This is a genomic window from Dyadobacter subterraneus (assembly GCF_015221875.1).
GTDB lineage: Bacteria > Bacteroidota > Bacteroidia > Cytophagales > Spirosomataceae > Dyadobacter > Dyadobacter subterraneus.
Genome location: NZ_JACYGY010000001.1, coordinates 1,321,813 through 1,340,968, shown reverse-complemented (window position 1 = coordinate 1,340,968; position 19,156 = coordinate 1,321,813). Strand labels below are relative to the sequence as shown.

At 40.2% G+C, this 19,156-nt stretch carries 16 protein-coding genes; 3 read left to right on the top strand and 13 right to left on the bottom strand.

The window, feature by feature from the left end:
* Nucleotides 1-546: 546 nt before the first annotated feature.
* Nucleotides 547-3,246 (bottom strand): sigma 54-interacting transcriptional regulator, encoded by a 2,700-nt coding sequence (locus tag IEE83_RS05605; protein WP_194119624.1) that lies wholly within the window; start codon nucleotides 3,244-3,246, stop codon nucleotides 547-549.
* An 847-nt stretch (nucleotides 3,247-4,093) separates the two neighbouring features.
* Here IEE83_RS05605 and IEE83_RS05600 point away from each other — a divergent pair.
* Both IEE83_RS05600 and IEE83_RS05595 read left to right on the top strand, forming a co-directional pair.
* Nucleotides 4,094-6,142 (top strand): sigma 54-interacting transcriptional regulator, encoded by a 2,049-nt coding sequence (locus IEE83_RS05600; protein WP_228101687.1) that lies wholly within the window; start codon nucleotides 4,094-4,096, stop codon nucleotides 6,140-6,142.
* 100 nt (nucleotides 6,143-6,242) lie between these two features.
* The gene (locus IEE83_RS05595) at nucleotides 6,243-8,867 is read left to right on the top strand and encodes a histidine kinase dimerization/phosphoacceptor domain -containing protein (protein WP_194119623.1); all 2,625 of its coding nucleotides are present in this window, start codon (nucleotides 6,243-6,245) and stop codon (nucleotides 8,865-8,867) included.
* A 90-nt stretch (nucleotides 8,868-8,957) separates the two neighbouring features.
* On the opposite strand, the gene IEE83_RS32850 is transcribed toward IEE83_RS05595, so the two are convergent.
* Nucleotides 8,958-9,233 carry an RrF2 family transcriptional regulator gene (locus tag IEE83_RS32850; RefSeq protein WP_228101686.1) on the bottom strand — a complete coding sequence of 92 codons (276 nt, stop codon included), beginning with the start codon at nucleotides 9,231-9,233 and terminating at the stop codon, nucleotides 8,958-8,960.
* Nucleotides 9,164-9,394, bottom strand: a complete 231-nt coding sequence (locus IEE83_RS32845; protein ID WP_228102072.1) for a helix-turn-helix domain-containing protein — start codon at nucleotides 9,392-9,394, stop codon at nucleotides 9,164-9,166. The genes IEE83_RS32850 and IEE83_RS32845 overlap by 70 nt, the downstream gene beginning before the upstream one ends.
* Nucleotides 9,395-9,580: 186 nt before the next feature.
* Here IEE83_RS32845 and hmpA point away from each other — a divergent pair, with 186 nt between their 5' ends.
* Nucleotides 9,581-10,789: an NO-inducible flavohemoprotein gene (gene hmpA / locus IEE83_RS05585; protein WP_194119622.1), complete on the top strand. Its 1,209-nt coding sequence runs from the start codon at nucleotides 9,581-9,583 to the stop codon at nucleotides 10,787-10,789.
* Between the two features lie 73 nt (nucleotides 10,790-10,862).
* Here the strand turns inward: hmpA and IEE83_RS05580 are convergent, their stop codons facing one another.
* The 10 genes from IEE83_RS05580 to IEE83_RS05535 form a co-directional block, all read right to left on the bottom strand.
* Entirely contained in the window at nucleotides 10,863-11,306 is a 444-nt protein-coding gene (locus tag IEE83_RS05580; protein WP_194119621.1) for a carboxymuconolactone decarboxylase family protein, read from the bottom strand.
* 94 nt (nucleotides 11,307-11,400) lie between these two features.
* Nucleotides 11,401-12,279, bottom strand: a complete 879-nt coding sequence (locus tag IEE83_RS05575) for a pirin family protein (RefSeq protein ID WP_194119620.1) — start codon at nucleotides 12,277-12,279, stop codon at nucleotides 11,401-11,403.
* A 78-nt stretch (nucleotides 12,280-12,357) separates the two neighbouring features.
* The gene (locus IEE83_RS05570) at nucleotides 12,358-13,365 is read right to left on the bottom strand and encodes a bestrophin family protein (RefSeq protein ID WP_194119619.1); all 1,008 of its coding nucleotides are present in this window, start codon (nucleotides 13,363-13,365) and stop codon (nucleotides 12,358-12,360) included.
* Nucleotides 13,366-13,399: 34 nt separating this feature from the next.
* Nucleotides 13,400-13,750 carry a Spx/MgsR family RNA polymerase-binding regulatory protein gene (locus tag IEE83_RS05565; protein ID WP_194119618.1) on the bottom strand — a complete coding sequence of 117 codons (351 nt, stop codon included), beginning with the start codon at nucleotides 13,748-13,750 and terminating at the stop codon, nucleotides 13,400-13,402.
* Between the two features lie 64 nt (nucleotides 13,751-13,814).
* Nucleotides 13,815-14,240 (bottom strand): cupin domain-containing protein, encoded by a 426-nt coding sequence (locus tag IEE83_RS05560; protein ID WP_194119617.1) that lies wholly within the window; start codon nucleotides 14,238-14,240, stop codon nucleotides 13,815-13,817.
* Between the two features lie 263 nt (nucleotides 14,241-14,503).
* On the bottom strand, nucleotides 14,504-15,262 hold the full coding sequence (locus IEE83_RS05555; RefSeq protein WP_194119616.1) for an SDR family oxidoreductase: 759 nt from the start codon (nucleotides 15,260-15,262) through the stop codon (nucleotides 14,504-14,506).
* Between the two features lie 287 nt (nucleotides 15,263-15,549).
* Nucleotides 15,550-16,365: an oxidoreductase gene (locus IEE83_RS05550; protein WP_194119615.1), complete on the bottom strand. Its 816-nt coding sequence runs from the start codon at nucleotides 16,363-16,365 to the stop codon at nucleotides 15,550-15,552.
* 85 nt (nucleotides 16,366-16,450) lie between these two features.
* Nucleotides 16,451-17,260 carry a helix-turn-helix domain-containing protein gene (locus IEE83_RS05545; protein ID WP_194119614.1) on the bottom strand — a complete coding sequence of 270 codons (810 nt, stop codon included), beginning with the start codon at nucleotides 17,258-17,260 and terminating at the stop codon, nucleotides 16,451-16,453.
* A 181-nt stretch (nucleotides 17,261-17,441) separates the two neighbouring features.
* On the bottom strand, nucleotides 17,442-18,293 hold the full coding sequence (locus IEE83_RS05540; protein WP_194119613.1) for an SDR family NAD(P)-dependent oxidoreductase: 852 nt from the start codon (nucleotides 18,291-18,293) through the stop codon (nucleotides 17,442-17,444).
* 129 nt (nucleotides 18,294-18,422) lie between these two features.
* Nucleotides 18,423-19,118, bottom strand: a complete 696-nt coding sequence (locus tag IEE83_RS05535) for a DsbA family oxidoreductase (RefSeq protein ID WP_194119612.1) — start codon at nucleotides 19,116-19,118, stop codon at nucleotides 18,423-18,425.
* Nucleotides 19,119-19,156 lie beyond the last annotated feature (38 nt).

Below are 19,156 nucleotides of genomic sequence, written 5' to 3'. Positions count from 1 at the left end.
AGCCTGATGCATTTTTTTGCGAAATGTATTTAATCTCACATAAATATCCACAGATCAATCGAAAAAGCACCGCTGCCTTTGATCAGGATAACTAGAAGCGGGGAAAGAAGTAATACGAAGTACTTAATACCTTCACCTTTTCTTTCCAGACCAATTCATCATCCAGCCGTCCGGTGCATGCATAATGAGAGCACCAGTGAAAATAATAAAATTCCCCAAAGTAGCTAGCCTTCCTAAGCAACCCAGGATCAAAGCCATACTCCCGAAAGACTGCCCAATAATGATCAGTCAGGCTAAAAATACAGGGACATTTTTTTGTTTAATCCGCATTCATGATTCATGAATTCCAACGCCACCTCCAAAATCATCAAACCATCACAATAGTTTTTGCATACCGTATGGAAAGATAATTAAACCTGCCACCAGCCTGAGAAAAACAGCGTAAAATCATATGTCGCTTGTATTAATTCGCCTACCTATTCTGAATTTAATGATCTACTTTTTTACCCCCTTCGAGAAGCCTCTGAATAATTGTGCGTGATCAACCTACCCTGAAAAGTACTCCGATTTTTGTATATCTAGTTTTTTAATTTTAGAATGAAGTGTGGTTGCCGGAATGTCCAGATATTCGGCCGCTCCGCCCCTGCCTGACAATTTCCCGCTGCACCGTTTTATGATGTCGATTATATAGGAACGTTCTACTTCTTCAAGCGTTCTGCTGGCCAGGTCTACCACTTCATTTTTTGTCGCCGTCCGGTCTTTTGGCAGATGGACTTCGCGAAGTACTGTTTCATTGGTCAACAGCACACTTCTTTCAATCAAATGCTCCAGTTCCCTGACATTGCCTGGCCACAAATAACTTTTCAGCTCCTGGATTACACCTGGTGAAATCGCATTCACTTTTCTTCCAGAATTCTTGCTGTAACGGCCTACAAAAAAGTTTGCCAAAGGAGCAATGTCTTCCAGCCTGTCACGGAGCGGAGGCAGGTTGATTGGAAAAACATTCAGACGGTAGAAAAGATCTGACCGGAACCTGCCTGCTTTTACCTCCTCTTCCAGATCCCGGTTTGTGGCAGCAATAATCCGTACATCAACACTGATCGTATTTTTACCTCCTACCCTTTCAAGCTCCTTTTCCTGAATCACGCGAAGCAGTTTCACTTGTGCCTCCAAAGGCATTTCCCCAATTTCATCAAGAAACAAAGTACCGTTATTGGCCAGTTCAAATTTTCCTATCCGCCGGTCTGTTGCGCCTGTGAACGCCCCTTTCTCATGGCCAAACAATTCACTTTCAATCAGATTGGCCGGCAAAGCTGCACAGTTGATTTTGATCATCAGCTTGTTTTTCCTTGGCGATGCATTATGTACAGCTCTGGCGATCAACTCCTTACCAGTGCCTGTTTCTCCCAACAACAAAACAGAAGATTTTGATTCTGCCACCAGCGAGATTAAATGATATACTTTTTGCATTTCTGCCCCGCTTCCGACGATCTCAGAAAAATTATAGATCGTGTGGATCTGCTCTTTCAAATGATCATTTTCCACTTCAAGCATCTTTTTATAAGTAAGTACCTTCTCATTGGCCCTGATGTTAGAAATTGCAATGGATATCTGTGCACAGATTCCTTTCAAAAGCGTCAGGTTTACTTCATCGGTCAAAAGCCATAGCGTTCCAAGGTTTTGATTCCCGACACGTAGCGCCGCTCCATACGCATTTTTGAGTCCAGCTTTTTTCCAAAAATAAAGATATCTGGCACTGTTTCCTTTCTTTTCCTCTTCTGCAATATTGAAAATAACCGGTTGTTTGCTGTTGAGCACTTTAGCTGTTAGGTATTCGTCAATACTGATGTTTTTGGAGGCAAGTTCTTTAAAAACCGGCTCCTCTCCGTAAAACATATTTTTATCATACATGTATGGGCTTAGAGTTACGCCATCATCTTCAATAATGCGGATCATCGATAATCGGATGTTCAGAACACGCTGCAAAACACTTGAAATGGCTTCTTCCAGATCATCCTTCGTCCTTACACCAGCAATATCCTGGCTGAAATCCAGTAGGAAAGATTTTTCTTGTTCTTTGCTCAGGATTTCTTCATTAGCCGAAATGTTGCTTGCAGCCGTAGAAAGCTGGCTGGAAATACGCTCAATGATATGGATTGCTTTTTCGTCAAATGTACTGTTCCCATTGGCAAATAAAATTAAACTATGCCTGGCAGTTCCCTGCTCAGGAAGAATTTTAATCACCATTTCCCGCGCACCGGCAACATAATTAAGTCGGAACCAGAGCGGTGCTTTGCTGATGTCAAAGGATTTCATATTAAAAACCGCGGGTTTACCGGATTGTGCAGCTACATCATAAATACCGTCCTGAACCGGAAAGGGATTGGAAATTGCTTCTGTATACTTTGAAAACTCCCTTGGCCTCGATTCTTCATCGGTTAGAAAAGCATTATAAGTCTGTCCGCTTTCATCCAGGACCGTCATGACGCTGTGGGTGAAAGGAATCAGTTTTTTAAGCCCGAAGTTGATCACTTTCAAAAGATCCTTCCGGTCCCGAACTGTGACCATGTCATTACTTACAGAAAGCAGAACATCATTTACTCTTTCCTTGTAGGCAATCTCCTCATTTTTTATAATGTTTGAAACGGCACCGGAAATCAGCGGCGCTATTCCTTTAATAGTGCTTATGAAATCTTTGCAAAAACTGTCTTTCCTATCTGAATACATATGCAGAAAACCAATAGTCTTCATTTTGCTTCTCAGTGGTGTCATCAGTATTTCCCGAATCCCGGCTTCATAATTCATTCTGAGAAACTTAGGACTTCCGGGTTGGTCCATAATCTGATCTAACAAAAAAAACTCCGGTCCGTCAGAACGTAATATCTGATTAATAAATGGTTCGTTTAAAGGGAAATGAGCGTGAATCAGATCAGCATATTGACTATGATCTTTGATCGGCGAAGCAGTATGATCCAAGAGAAAAGGGGTATAGGTTTGCTTCTGATCATCGATGAGGGTCACAATCGCGTGCGTAAAATAAAATAATCCTTTGATCCGGGACGAAAACAGGGATATCAGATCATTTTTTTCTCTCACCTTAGTGATATCATTGCTCAAATCTAAAAGAATTTTTCTTTCTCTTTCAAAAGATTCAATTTGACTGTTTAAGCTGCCCAAAGAATGATCATCCAATAAAATAGTGAATTTTTGATCGTCTTTAACATCTGATTGTTTTGCGCTTTTCATTTCATAACCTGTTTATATGATTTGAGGTATTGTCATTAGTCGTGGTGTCAGGATGAATGAGAATAGAAGTATATTTGGAATACTTGCCGGGAGCAAAGTACGTGCCATTGTGATACTTTGAGAAAAAAGGCCAGGATTGCATCTCAATGATATGATCAGGACTTAATCTAGTTTAAAAATTTTTGTGTATCTCCAAATTTGGAGATACATCCAAAAAACCGGAGATTGAACAGTGCCAGCATTTTTGCTCTTAATTATACCGATCCTACAAATAGTTCTCCTGTAATCCCGATTTTACATTTGATATTTCCAGCATTTTTAAAAACACACTGAATCATCTCTGTATCAATACCCAGTCGTAATGTCCTTATATGCATTATGACAGGCTGGACTCATATTTCCTTAGAAAGCTCCAAAAATTTATAACTGGATATCTCCAAAAAACTGGATTTATTATTAACTTCCGTAGTTGCAAATTTATAGATTAAACTGGTGAGGGTTTTAAAGCCAGAATAGTCAGGCTAAGTAAACCTAGTACAGTATACGATAAAAAAATAATAGAAATTAAAAGACATATACAATCCAACTTGGTTTTTTGCAGAAGTAACCAGACTAAATATCTTGCATTTAGCCAGATTGCGGCATTTACAGTATTTTGTCAGCTACTTTTCGCGTTAGCTGATCAATCAATACAACTATCAGTAAATTAGCCAAATATTCACTAATCAAATTCACCAAAGCCTTTTTACCGGACCTTGCTGTTAAATTATATAAACTCAGTTAAAAAGGTATAATTGTTGCCGGGTTGATGATATTCAGTATCTCAGTACTACAAAAGTGTTAAACTATGCAGCCATCATCCAACTCTTCAATTAGCCAGACATCAGACTACAGGATTTTAATTGTTGAAGATGAATATGTCATTGCCAACAGCATTGAAATCATTCTTCTTGATGCCGGTTATGGTGTGATTGGAATTGCTAATTCGGTTGCCAAAGCCTTAGCGTTGATCGAACGGCAGCGTCCTGATATGGTGCTGCTTGATATTTATCTGAAAGGAATTGAAACGGGCATTGAGCTGGCTAAACAGCTTGAAAAAATGAATATTCCTTTTATCTATATTTCTGCCAACGACAATCAGAGTGTACTGGAAGCAGTAAAAGTCACCCAGCCCAGTGGTTATATTGTCAAACCATTCCGGGAAAAGGATGTGCTTACTGCACTTGAAATTGGAAGATACCGGCATTCGCATGGTGTTGAGCTGAAATTGAAGGAAGAAAAAGCACTCCAGATAGCGCTGACTGATGCCTTGTCGGAAAAAGGCAGCTGGGAGAACAGATTATTGAACACGGCAAAATTATTCCAGAAACATATCCCCTTTGATTTTTTAACTATCCGCCACCAGCGTCAGGATACGAAGCAAACGTTCAACTATTACAGGGTCGGTTTTGAAGAGTATCAGGTTTTAAGCCTTCAGGCTATTCAGCAAATGGCAAATTCCAAAGTCGATTTTGAATTATTGCCGTTGGATGAGCAAATGCCCAAAGGCTGGGCCCGTCATACACAAGAGGAATTGGCTATCTGGAGCCGGCAGGATCCGTACATTCAACTTTTGTTAAAAACATTCCGGTTAAATTCAAGTCTGGTATTGCCCTTGAAATTAGGAAATGGTGAACGGTTCATCATCTGTTTCTTGAGCAGAGATGACGAATCGTATAATGCCAGGAATCAGGCTTTGCTTGAGTGCCTGGAACAACCATTATTATTAATACTCGAAAGGGTCGCCGCCTATGAAGAGGTGGAACGACTAAGTGAAAAGCTGAAACAGGAAAACGTCTATTTACAGCAAGAGGTAAAAATGCTGGTAAATTTTGAAGAGATTATAGGCACAAGTGAAAGCCTTTTGAATTTATTTAAACTGGTCACACAGGTAGCTCCAACCGATACCACCGTGCTGGTGATGGGCGAAAGCGGTACCGGGAAAGAGCTGATTGCCCGGGCTATTCACAATCAATCCTCCCGAAAAGAGAGAATTCTGGTCAAAATTAATTGTGCAACGCTGCCCGGTAATTTAATCGAATCAGAATTGTTTGGTCACGAGAAAGGGGCATTTACAGGAGCCTTCGAAAGACGGATTGGCAAGTTTGAGCTCGCGCATGGCGGGACTATATTTCTGGATGAAATTGGAGAACTGCCATTGGAATTGCAGGCGAAATTACTCCGGGTTTTGCAGGAGAAAGAAATTGAACGAATCGGAGGAAAAGCACCCGTCAAAACAGATGTCCGCATCATCGCAGCAACCAATCGTAACCTGGAAACAGAAGTTTTAGAAGGACGTTTTCGTATGGATCTTTTCTTCCGGCTGGCAACATTTCCACTGACCTTACCTGCTCTGCGCGAACGCAAAGAAGACATACCGCTGCTTGCTGATTTTTTTGCACGCAAACTGGCAAAGAAACAAAAAAAATCCTTTTTGGGATTTAGTGATTTGGTGCTTTCTGAGTTAAGTAATTATGAGTGGCCCGGCAATATTCGCGAACTGGAAAATGTCATGGAACAAGCTGTTATTCTTAATGACGGAAAATCTCTACTCTCACTAGGCAGACCATTGCAAAAACGTTCGTTTGCGCTTAATGCTCCACCCAGTCAACCTGAAAATCGTAAGGTTGATCAGCAGGCAGTATTTAGCCTGCCAAAGGATCTGACTGAGATGAAACAAATGCAGAAGACAACCGAACGGGAATATATTCTGGCCATTCTTAACCAGACAAACGGGCGTATCCGGGGACCTGGCGGTGCGGCCGAACTATTGAATTTAAGACCGACCACACTGGAATATCGTATTGAAAAAATGGGCATCCGAAAAATACTTACCGTAAGGCCACCAGATTCCTAACAAAGGAATATAAAGCAAATTACCCGGCAAATCGTAAAAATTACCAGGTCAAAATAAAAGCAGGTCGTGCTCTTTTCTTGTGACTACCAAACTATGTACCATGCGTCATCCTGAACTGATTTGTTTCTTAATGTGGTTTTGCTGGCTAAGCTTATCAGCTGGTCCGGCACAGTCTCAAAAGATTTCAACTATGGAGGTTGTCAGGCTGACAAAATCAATACAAAACGGTAAAGCAGATATAAATAGGGTACAAGAGCTTCTTAAACTAAGTGATTATTATGTCAGCAGGACACTAGATCCCAAAACCGATCTGGATAGCGCAGTAGTACTCGCCAGACAAGCACAGCAGTTAAGTGAGCAGCTTGCGTACAAGAAGGGAAAGGATCAGGCCATGTTCCTCCTGGGTAAAGCGTATACTAAACAGCGGAAGATCGGCCTAGCACTGCCCCTGTTAAAATCGCTGAGTGATACCAGCCGGATTAAACTATTACTGGAACTCGGCAAAAATAAGCTTCGGCCAACCTATACTGAAAAGGCCAACCGGGACAGTGCCATTATACTTTTTCGCCAGGCTGAAACAATCAGTGAAGAAACAGCCAGTAGAAAATGGTTTGAAGAAAGCCAGTGTCTGATGGGTGTAGCCTATCTTCTAAGCAAAGACTGGCGGCAGGGGAAAATTTATTTTATGAAAGTCATTGAAGCCCGTAAACAAAGAGGTGACAAAACGGGAGAAATCAGAGCGCTGCTAAGAATGGCAACAACCACATTTTGTGATGATTGCAGGGAAAATATGATGGCGCTGGAAAGAGCTCTGGCCGTCTCCCGCCAGATCGGCGATAAGTCACTGGAAATGATTATTCTGATGGAAATGGGTTATGAACATTTTCAGCTAAGCGGAGGAGATACCAAAGAAGCCGAACAAAAAGCGCTCCAGGTATTAGCTATTCAAAAGAAGGTTGGTGCTAAACCATTGACAAGGGCTTACCATGAGCTGGCTGAGGAAAGTGTCTATAAAATGCCGGGTGAATATGGCTATTTATCCAACGCGCTTTATTTTATGTCCGATTTAAGTCAGGCCAAAGGCGATTTGAATCAAAAGCTGTTTTACATCCTTAAAGTCGTAAAAAGTGTTGAAAACAGCGGACAGCCGGATGAGCTGGATTATGCTTATTACAGACTTGGAAACGCCTACTATGAATTAGGCCAGTTTAATAAAAGTATCGCCTATCATCAAAAATCTTTGCTTTTAAGCCAGCAAAGAGGCAAGTTATTTAATCAGGTGGGCTTAGCAAGCCGTATGGTAACTACCTGGCTTAGACAAGGGAAAGCGCTGGAAGCGCTATGGTTTATAGAAGACATTACGCGCAAAAACATACCCTGTACCTACGAAGATAACCTGCTGATGGCTCAATGTTACGGAGCATGTTACAGCGCTTTAAAACAGAACAATCTGGCTGAAAAATATTATCTGGAAAGCGTTACCTGGAGTAAACAAATCACTTTGCGTTTTCAATATACTGCCTGGCGGAAAATAAGTCAGTTTTATGTGGCAAGCGGTCAATATGATAAAGCCGACCCTTATTTAAAACGACTGTTGGCAGCTCCTCAGAAAAGGATAATTCCCAGCCATCAGATAGAAGTTCACCTGATGCGCTTTAAGGTGGACTCTGCACAGGCCCATTACGTTTCAGCTATCAAACATTATCAGAAATACAAAGCTCTTAACGATTCAATCTTCAATGAGAAAAGAAGCAAACAGATAACCCAGCTAAGTATCCAGTACGAAACGGAGAAAAAAGACCAGGACCTGAAACTCAAACAACAGGACATTCAGCTTCTTACAAAGCAAAGTCAGCTGCAGCAAACTATGCTGCAGCAGGCGGCTACCATGCGGAATGGTATCATTGCCGCTGCTATTTTGTTAGCACTTTTACTGGGGCTGGGATTCAACCGTTACCAGCTGAAACAGCGCAGCAACCAGCTGCTCCAGGCCAAACAAATTGAAATAAACCGTAAGAATTACTCACTGGAACTTGTTGTAGAGGAAAAAGACCATTTGCTGATTGACAAAGAACAACTGCTGATAGAAAAGGATCATCTGTTGGAAGACCGGGAATGGATGTTAAAAGAAATGCATCACCGGGTTAAGAACAATTTGCAAATCATTACAAGTCTGCTCCAACTGCAGGGTTCTTTTCTTAAAGATAAGGAGGCTTTGGCTGCCATTAAAGAAAGCCAGAACCGTGTGCACGCCATGGCTCTGATTCACCAGAAACTTTACCAGACCGACCGGTTATCCAGCATTCCGATGGTCAGCTATATCCATGAAATTGTTGACTATTTGATCAATTCTTTCAACCGTATTGACACCATTAACAAAAACATTACCATCTCTCCTATCGATATGGACGTTACGTTCGCTGTCCCACTAGGGCTCATTCTGAACGAAGCAGTAACTAATTCACTAAAATATGCATTTCCTGATAGCCAGATTGGCACATTAAATATTGAATTGGCTGAAGAAGAAAATAAAACTTACCGGTTTGTAGTAGGCGACAATGGGGTTGGATTTCCGGTTGATTTAAAACCAGGCCAAAACCGAACACTGGGTATGAGTTTGATCAGGGGTTTGAGTGAGCAGATTGATGCCACGCTAAGCATTAGCCAGTATCAGGGCGTGCAGATCAGTTTGACTTTTGTTGATGAAAAAGCACCACGTGTTTAAGCATGAAGTAATGTAATGATCGCAGCACCAAAGTTAATATGCCAGGCCGGAACAAAAGATGCAATTTCCGGAATTTGAAAGATCATACACTTACCTTTCTTTGATAAAACTTAATCCCAGGTTGAGACTCTCGTTAAATGCTCCGATTGTAGCGGAGCTAAGTGTCATTTGTATTTTGGATCTGATGAGCTTAAATTCATTATGCAGCGGACATGGTTTTATTTCCGAGCAGTTTTTAAGTCCCAACCCACAGCCGGTAAATATATTATCACCATCAACAGCTCTTACAATATCGATTAAGGTTTTTTTCTGACCTGCTTCATCGATATAAAAACCGCCGTTTGGCCCTTTGCTAGATTGTACCAATCCTCTCTTGCTAAGATCCTGAAGAATTTTTGCGATAAAATATACCGGGAATCAATTCCTTCGGCAATTTCTTTGATTCCTATCTTTGCTCCTTTTTCGGATTTTTGCGCAATAAAAATTACTGCCCGGATCGCATATTCACATGTTTTTGAAAAAACCATATTCATTTGTTTGTAGTAAATATATGGATTTTTAATAAATAAAAGATATAAAAGTCTTCTATTTAATCTATTAACAAGAACAAAAAAATCAGATAAATAATACAAGATAAAAAGATCTTTTATTATTTATTTACCGTTATATTTGTCCTATCAAATAATTTACATGCATAGTTAATAAATTAGATAATGACCACAGATCAAAAAAACCTGATAAAAGCAACGGTACCTGTTTTGAAAGAAAACGGAGTTTTACTGACCGACTATTTTTACAAACGTATGTTTAAAGGTAATCCTGAGCTTAAAAATGTCTTTAATATGGCCAACCAGCAAAACAGCAAACAGCAAACTGCCCTTGCGATGGCGATTTTGGCTTACGCCGAAAATATTGAAAATCCTGCAATACTGATGCCCGCCATTGACGGAATAAGTCAGAAGCATATAAGTCTGGATATCAGGCCTGAACATTACATAATTGTTGGAAAACATTTGCTGGCTTCAATTTCCGAAGTACTGGGAGAAGCCGCTACACCCGAGATTTTGGATGCATGGGAAGTAGCTTATAATCAGCTGGCCAGCATTATGTCGGGTCACGAGAGTACTTTGTACAGTAAACAAGTGCAGAAAAAAGGTGGCTGGAGCGGCTGGAAACCTTTTATTATTAACGAAAAAATTGTTGAGTCTGCTGAGATAACTTCTTTTCATCTGTATCCGGCTGACCAGGGTTCGGTGGCTGATTTTATTCCCGGCCAATATATTAGCATCCGTCTTTTTATTCCGGAACTTAACCTTTTGCAGCCAAGACAATACAGTATTTCCAGTGCGCCAAATGGTGAATACTACCGAATCTCAGTGAAGAAAGAAGGTTTAACGCGGCTTAATCCAGATGGAATGATCAGCAACAGGCTGCACGATTTCCTGAATGCTGGAGATATCGTTGAAGTTTCGGCACCAGCAGGCAATTTTACGCTAAACCCCAAGGGAGATCACCCAGTTGTTTTTATCAGCGGCGGTGTTGGCCAGACTCCACTGATCAGCATGCTGGAGAACCTGATTCAAAGCGGCAGTAACAGACCAAAAACCTGGATTCATGGCTGTCGGGATGAAAAGGTACATGCGTTCAAAGATGTGATCGATAACTGGGCAGATGGACAACAAGACTTTCACAGGCACACGTTTTACGACCGAATTGATAACAAGCACGACTTCGGTAATACCTATGAAGGATGGGTTGATCTCAACAAATTTGACAATAAGATTCTTCCGGAAAATGCGGATTATTACATTTGCGGCCCAAGTCCCTTTATTGCCAAACACTACAAGGACCTTGTTGAAAGAGGCATTAAAAAGCAAGCCATTCACTTTGAAGAATTCGGCCCGCAAACGCTCCAATTATAGATTAAGATGTGAAAATACTCTCCAACTTGTAAGTATAAAGTTGGAGAGTATATCCGTAAAAGGAATTAACAAATTAAAATTTTGGCTGCATTTTTAGACCCACACCAATACGGTTCCAGGCGTTAATTACGGTTGCGGCCATCACAAGTTCTGCGGTCAAAACTTCTCCGAATAGCCGTATGCTGTCGTTATAGACCTCATCACTAAGACCATCGTCATGAATAAAAGTGATTTCCTCAGTCAATTTAAGAATCGTTTGCTCCTCTTCCGAAAAATGGTCAGTTGCTTCTCTCCACACCGGTATCAAGTTTATTTTCCGGGGATTGATATCTAGTGCCAGTGCGTCTTTAGTATGTTTATCTAGACAAAAAGCACATCCATTGATATGCGAAGCTCTGATCTTGATCAATTCCTGATACCACTTATCAATACCTGATTCCCTGATTACTTTATCCATCGCGTTCAACGCATTAAACCCATCAGGAAATGCTTTGAAAATCAAAAGTCTTGTGCTCATTTATAATTGGGGTTAAATTTGATGTAATTACTTATTTCTTTATTTGTCTTTTTTTACCTATCTGACGCCCGATTGCGAACAGATAACTAATCCGTTAAACCGGCAAAACCACTTCCCTTTTTCCTCCTTCCATATTTATAAATCCCATTTTTCCTTCTTCAAAATCCGAGATTGCTTTACCAAGTTCTCCCGGAGAACTCATGGCCATCGCGCCGGATGAGAATATTTCTTCGTTTAAAGGCACACCGCTAAGTAAAATAAACTCACTATTTTCTTCTGCCCTGAAAGTCAGATTTTCATTATTGTCTGATAATCCGACAGAAATGACTGTTCCGGTACTCAGTTTGGTTTGGCCAACTGTATTTCTAAAATTCACATTTCCACTGATTGTATAAATGGTTCCCGTCCATCCCTTCGGCAGATTGTGCGTAAAACTTTTTCCGGCGGAAATAAAAATATGCAGGAATGCGAGCTTATCAGGCGTTTGAATAGGATTAGCAGTATTCCCTGTACTACCGCTAATGACCCGTACTTTTAAACCTTCTTCCAAAATTTCAGGAATAGCAGAGCGATCTAAAAACAAACTTTGCGGCGGATGCTGTTTGTTATGCGCTGGAATATTGACAAATAATTGAAGACCATGCACCCTTCCGCCATTGGGTACAGGAAATTCGGTATGCACAACGCCGCTGCCTGCCCAAGTCCACATCATACTTCCCGGCGTGATCACGCGGTCCGTTCCGATAGAATCCAGATTATGATAGGGAACTGAGTCATCAAACAAATAACTGATGGCTGACATTCCTGCATGCGGATGTGCGCCAAAAACATCATTGGTAAGTTGGAAATGATCAAATCCAATCAAAGGATCCATTAATCCATTAAAAAAAGCACCACGAACTTTCCTTGCAGAAAATTCATTATTGCCGGTATTATTGGTCTGAAGTACAGAGGATATTTGTAAAGTTTTCATGATATAAATAGTTGATTAATTAAAAGTTTTATTTCAAGCATTAACCTGATAGCCAAAAGCCGATTGCCGAAAGCTCTCTTAAAGAATAATATTATTTTGTGGTTTCAACGGCTCCGGCAAATCTGTTTCTCCCAGAAATTCTCTTAGTTCAATTTCCATATTACGGCACATTTGGGAGATGGGAACATCATTTGCACCGCCTTCAAATGGATTTTCAGTACTTTCTCCAACTTGTTCCAGGGAAGTGTACATCCAGGAAATCATGATACTGAAAGGAACGACAAGCCAAACCATATGGCCTTTCATAATCCCGTCAACGAGCTCATCCAGTTTTTCAAATTCTTTCAGCATACCGAAGGGAAGCAAAAAGCAAAACAGGCGTACAAAAAGGGTGTTGATAATCGCATACTGCCTTGGATAGGGAGAATCTTTTATCTGTTCGGTTTTGCCTTGCTGAACATAAAATTCTTTAATGCCTCTTTCCATTTCCATAAATTGTAACAGCACAATCTGCTCCTTTTTGAAAAGTTTTTTTAAACTCTGGCTTTGAAGACTCATTATATGCGTTGCCTTATTTCCAGTTGTAAGAATATATTCCAGATCCTCAACCGAAAGGAATTTTGCAAGTTCCTTTTTTAATGGTGTTTCCTTCTCTGGAATATTGTAAAACTGACGGTATTCTGCATTATGTTTTTTGACTGTACTTTCCCATATCCGATGTTCCCTCATTTGGTAACGAAGCGCAGTGAGCCAGGCAAGGTGGCGATAAATCAAACCTTTGGTATCTTCAGGATTATCAAAATAATCTCTACTCACAAGTCCCCAGGCACGGCTAAGATTTAAAATTGTTGTCCAGATCTGTTGCGCTTCACCAGTACGGTTATAGGTTTGAGTATTTTTAAATCCAACAATAAATGCTGTGGCGGTTCCAAGCAGCGCAACAACCGGCCACGGAATATTTAGCCATTTCAGACCAATATTATGGTAAAGAAAAACAGGGACAAGCCCTAAAATAATCAATGTATAAATGCTTCTTCTGGTCCAGAATAAAAATTCCGGAAGTTTATAAGACTTGCCTGCGTGCATGTTCTTTGATTTTTGCTTTGGTTCTGAAAATGTATCAGTTGTTCAGAAAGTGATTTTTATAAATCTTTTCATCAAATCCGAAAAAGAGAAAATCATCGTCTTCGACTACTGCTCTTTTTATGATACCGGAATTTTGCTCTAATAATGCAAGCGTGCCCGCACTACTTTTAGCAGCCTCTTTAATCTGTGGATCAAGCTGCCTCCAGGCTGTTGATTTTTTGTTAAGAAAAACCTGATAACCAACCTTATTATCCCATTCCTGCAACTTTTCAGCACTCACACCCACTTTTCTAAAATCGTGAAAATCATAATCTATATTATGGTCTTTTAACCAAGCCCGCACTTTTCGCGTGGTTTTGCAGGTTGATTGTCCGTAAATTTTCATGGCGATTAAGCTTTAGTAACATTTGCAGCTATCAGACCTTGATAGCCACAAATGCTGTTTGAAATTATTTCTTTTCCGGTATTAAAAACGGCTTTTCCTTATCCCCGATAAAGTAAACCAGAAGTTTTGCCGGTTTGTCAGGACTCAAATTTTTCGCTTCTGTATGCAGTCCGTTTGGATCTTCCCAGAATGTATCGCCTTGTTTAAGTCGGGTCACTTTGCCGTCAAATGTCGTTTCTATGCTACCTTCCAAAACATAAACAATTGTAGGAATCGGATGCCTGTGCGCGCCAGAAATTTCACCCGGGGCAAAGGTTACGATGACCAGCTTCACCTCCTGATTTTTAATTTCAGGAGTGTTAAGCATTTTCGTAAAAATAACTTCCGGGGCAATTTGTGTGACGTCATTTGTTTTCATCGTATGCTGCGCTTTTGCTGTAATGGTTAGAAAGACGGAACATACCAGGATATTAAGTACTGTGTTTTTCATGATATTGATTTTTGAGTAGTTGATAATTAATTGTTAGAAATTCCTTTGTGCGTTTTTTTAAAATGCTCAATCGCCCATCTTCCTGCCGCGTTGCTGATCGGAATTTCGCAGCAAAATACTGCGCCGACGTTGGTTGTAATCATGCACGAACGGGTGGAAAGTGCACACCTCATACAGCAGCCTCGACAAGCTGACACCCGTCATCTTCGTTTAGAGGGGCTCAAAAAGCAAAGTTTTGTTGATGAAATCAGTAACGGTAACCGTTATACTGTCGCTTTTTTCTGACTTGTAAACCAGGTTTCAAAATCGATAGCTCCGATGATTGGATTTTCTCCAGGAACCAGCATTTCGTCCGTCAGTTCTGCACCGAAATAACGGGCATGAACATCAGAAACAACTTTACGAGGATCATTCATTTCTGTCAGATAACGCTGAACAAGATCAGAAAGACGGATTTTTTCAGGACCCGCGATTTCAACTGTTCCGTTTATTGGCGCACCAAGAGTAGCGTCAGCCACAGCTGCTGCAACATCTTCAGAAGAAATGGGTTGTACAAATGCGGGTGAAAGATGAACGGTATCTCCTTGTGTTCCTGACTGAGCAATGCCGCCCAAGAATTCAAAGAATTGTGTTGAATGAACAATCGTGTAAGAAATCGGTGAAGCTTTGATCAGTTTTTCCTGAGCAATTTTCCCACGGAAATATCCACTTTCCGCCAAACGATCAGTTCCAACAACTGAAAGTGCAACGTGATGTTTTACGCCTGCAACGGCTTCCGCGGCCAAAAGATTACGTCCCGAAGTTTCGAAGAATTCCAAAACAGCTTTGTCTTCAAAAGAAGGAGAATTGGCAACATCTACAACGACATCTGTGCCAATTAATACTTGCGCCAAGCCTTCGCCGGTGATTGTATTAACTCCTAAATTTGGTGATGCTGCGATTACTTCATGTCCAAGTGCACTCAGTTTACTTACAACTTTTGAACCGATAAGGCCACTTCCGCCAATGACTACAATTTTCATACTAATTTTGTTTTTGAGCTGAATATAACCAGCGTGACTAAGGATTGTAAAAATATAGATGTTTTCAAATCACATTTACCAGGTTAATCGTTCTGTATCACCAGTGAAAACCGGGCCGGATGTATCTATATTATTGCAATCTGTATGCCATCAGACTATCTTACTCATTAACAGGAACTTATGAAAGATTACATAATACTAATTTAACTGTATTCAGTCAAACAACTTTTTTGTTCACTAAATACAGTTAATCTTTGCATACTAAAACTGGCTTTTTTTAACCCATTTTACTTCATTTGACTAAGCATCAATTTGTCAAATTGTTTATCAGTTAATACCTTTTTTAGGAATAATATGATTCCTGACAAATATCCGGCATGGTATCTCGTTCGAGGATTTCTAGTACTGATCGATTTTAATATTAGTTTCGCAATAACCTCAGGATCTTCGTTTTTAGGTTTTAATTTCTGCGACATTTCTATGATTTTACCAGCAAGCGGACTATAAGCCTTACCGGCAGAAATTTTCCGCAAATTTTCCATTGCAATATCTCCCCACTCCGATTTTATCGCACCTGGCTCAATTACAATCACATCAATCCCAAACTGTTTGACTTCCATTCTTAAACTATCACTCAGCGCTTCTACGGCATATTTACTGGCATGATACCAGCCGCCAAGCGGACTTGATAACTTTCCTCCTGTTGAAGTAATATTCACAATTTTACCTGAATTTTGTTTCCGCATATAAGGCAAAACAAGCTGCGTCAGCCTGGCCAGCCCAAACACGTTGACATCCATCTGATACCTGGCTTCGTCCATTGGCACATCCTCAATCGATCCAAAAAGACCAAACCCAGCATTGTTAATCAAAATATCTATTTTGCCCTCTTTCTTAATAATTTCATCAATTCCTTTTTGTATGGAAATATCGTCGGTAACATCCATCTGCAAAATTTTGATACCCACCTCTTTCAGATTCCGCATCAATTCTGTTCTTCTCGCAGCTCCATAAACCTTGTAACCGCTTGCGCTCAGCAATTCTGCCGTCGCTTTTCCCATGCCGGAAGATGCTCCGGTGATCAACACAACTTTACCTTCCATTTTCACTGTTTTTTTTAGTATTGAATACCAAAATTACAGTGAATCTACCTTTGTTAATTTGTTCAGAAGCTCAAAGATTGTGTGTTTACGAGCTCAAAAGGGATGACGGCGTGTAGCCAAAAAATCTGCGGAACGAGTAAGTAAAATGTGAAAAATTTTCAAAACCTACTTCCTCATATACCTGTGAAGGTTTCTGTTTTTTCTCGGCAATAAGAAAATGAGCTTGTAGTAATCGTTTCTTTGTCAGCCATTTCTGAGGCGAAACACCAAATGTTTTATGAAAATCGCGCTTGAAAGTAGCCAGGCTTCTGCCTGTAAGGTACGCAAACCTTGGAATGGATATATTAAACATGAAATTCTTCTGCATAAAATCGCTGAGATCAATTTTATAAGGTTCAGAAAAATCCGACAACAACGAATCTACGTTTTTATTGAGTGTTCTACTCATAGTCAGCGCCTCTTTGACTTTGAGCAAAGAAAGCTCTTCCGTAATCATCGCATCTTCCATATTTGAATACAGTGAAACGGATTCAAACAGGTTGTTTAATAACGCATGCGGTTCAATAAACAGAACTTTAAAATCACTCTTTTTTTGATGTTCTGAAATTCCTTCGTAAAACTGCTGTAAAAATGGTTTTGTAAAAAACATAGTAACTGCTTTAAATCCACTATCTCCGTCCGATTCTTTGGTAAATTTTGCCAACTGGTTTTTGGAGAACAAAGCTGTTTGCCCAGGTAAAATCACAAAGGTTTTATCGGCAGTCGTGATTGTGATTTTTCCTTTGTAAACATGCATCAGCAAATGTTCAGGAACGAGCTGTTCGGTAACCAGTTTATTCTTTTCAATGCAGGAAAAAAAGATTCCTGATTGTGCTACATTTTCGGTCGATATCATGATTTCACTTCGTACTATTTTCCTAAACAGACAAGTCAGACTATTTATTACAAACTTCATCTTAACAGGAAAAAAAGAAATTCAAATTTTCAGTATTAAACACAAAATTAAGTTTAAACCTGTCTCACGAAGAAAACAGCTTTAAACTTAACAGCGCAATAAAACGATTCGATTGTAAAGATTATGAAATGTACATTTTCATCCAGCGTCCTTTAATTTCAGTAGTCGCGTCATTATATTCTACTTCCAATCCACCTGCAATTGGGTCTATCGGCGTTCTCAACGGCCTGGTTCCCTTTTCCATATTCACGAGCGTAACCGCAGCATCCGCGACAATTTGAATATCAGGTTGATGTTTCATCAGCGTCGCCCCAAATTTTTCACTGAAACTAGTGATAATTTTCAAAGTATCATCTCCATAAGATTCCAGAATATCAGCGCGGTCTGCATGTGTTCCTTCTTTGGCATATAATTCTGTCAAAAATGCACCTGGTTCGATTAATACTGTTTCAATCCCTTGTCCGATCAGCTCTTCATAACCACCTTCGGTAATACTTTCTATCGCAAATTTTGAAGTGTTATACGGCACCTGAAACGGAATAGAAACGCGGCCAGAACTGCTTGAAATATTGATAATTAAGCCATTTTTCACAGCACGCATTGCTGGCAAAACTTCTTTATACAAACGTAGGATTCCATAAACATTTACGTCCATGATCTTTTGAATCTGGGCGATGCTGTATGCCTCCAAAAGTCCATTCCCCTGAATTGCAGCGTTGTTGATCAGTACGTCAATTTTGCCATATTTTTCCAAAATATATGCAATCCCTTGATTTACAGAAGTATCATCGGCGACATTCAATTCAACAACTTCAACGCCTGGAAGCTTCCCAAGTTCCTCTGCAACTTCCTTATTTTTGGTAGCAGCATTTCGCATTGTTGCGATAACGGTATGTCCCGCGTTTGAAAATGTTTTCACCATCAGTGTACCAAAACCACTGCTTGTTCCTGTAATTACAATTGTTTGTTTCATGATTTAGATTTAATATTTATGTTAAAAACATCTTTTCATTACCCGCCCGACGGCGAAAAAACCGTTGGACGGTACTCCGGTCGGTCGGCATTTTCCGCCGTCCGACCGGTAATAAAACCAGGCTAAAAACTACTTGACGTGACAAATTCCATCAACACACCCTTCTTCCGTTTCTTTATCCATAACAGTATCAAGTGGCATATTTTCGCTCCAAACTTTTCTCAATACTTCCAAAAAAGTACTAACAGGCTGAGCACCAGAAACTGAATATTTGGAGTCAAAAAGAAAAAATGGAACACTTCGAATGCCTAACAACCGAGCATTTTTTTCATCTTTCCGAACTTGCGGCGTAAACAAATTATTCTCCAAAATGAGACGCGCATCCAGTCCGATTTCAGAGGCAAGTTCTTGCAGAACCGATAGATCACTTATATTTTTCCCTTCCGCAAAATAAGCTTTGAACAACCGGTTTTCCATTTCATTTTCCTTGCCTTCGGTAGCAGCAAACTGAACAAGCCGATGTGCGTTAAACGTATTTGTGGTAACGACCCTATCAAAATCTATCACCAATCCTACCGCCCTGCCAGCTAATGTGGCCCTATCAAGCGTTTCCTGAGCAGTTTTTGGCGATTGTCGGTATTTTCTCATGACAGCATCATGCTGGCCTTCACCACTATTTTCAGTGATATCCGGTTCCAGCTCAAAACTGTGAAGCACGATCTCAACCTGATCGCTAAATTCAAATTGTTGAAGTGCCGTATCCAAATGATTTTTACCGATATAACAATACGGACAGGCTATGTCCGACCAGATTTCAATTTTCATATGCTATCGATTAATTTTGAAATAATTATAACGATGAC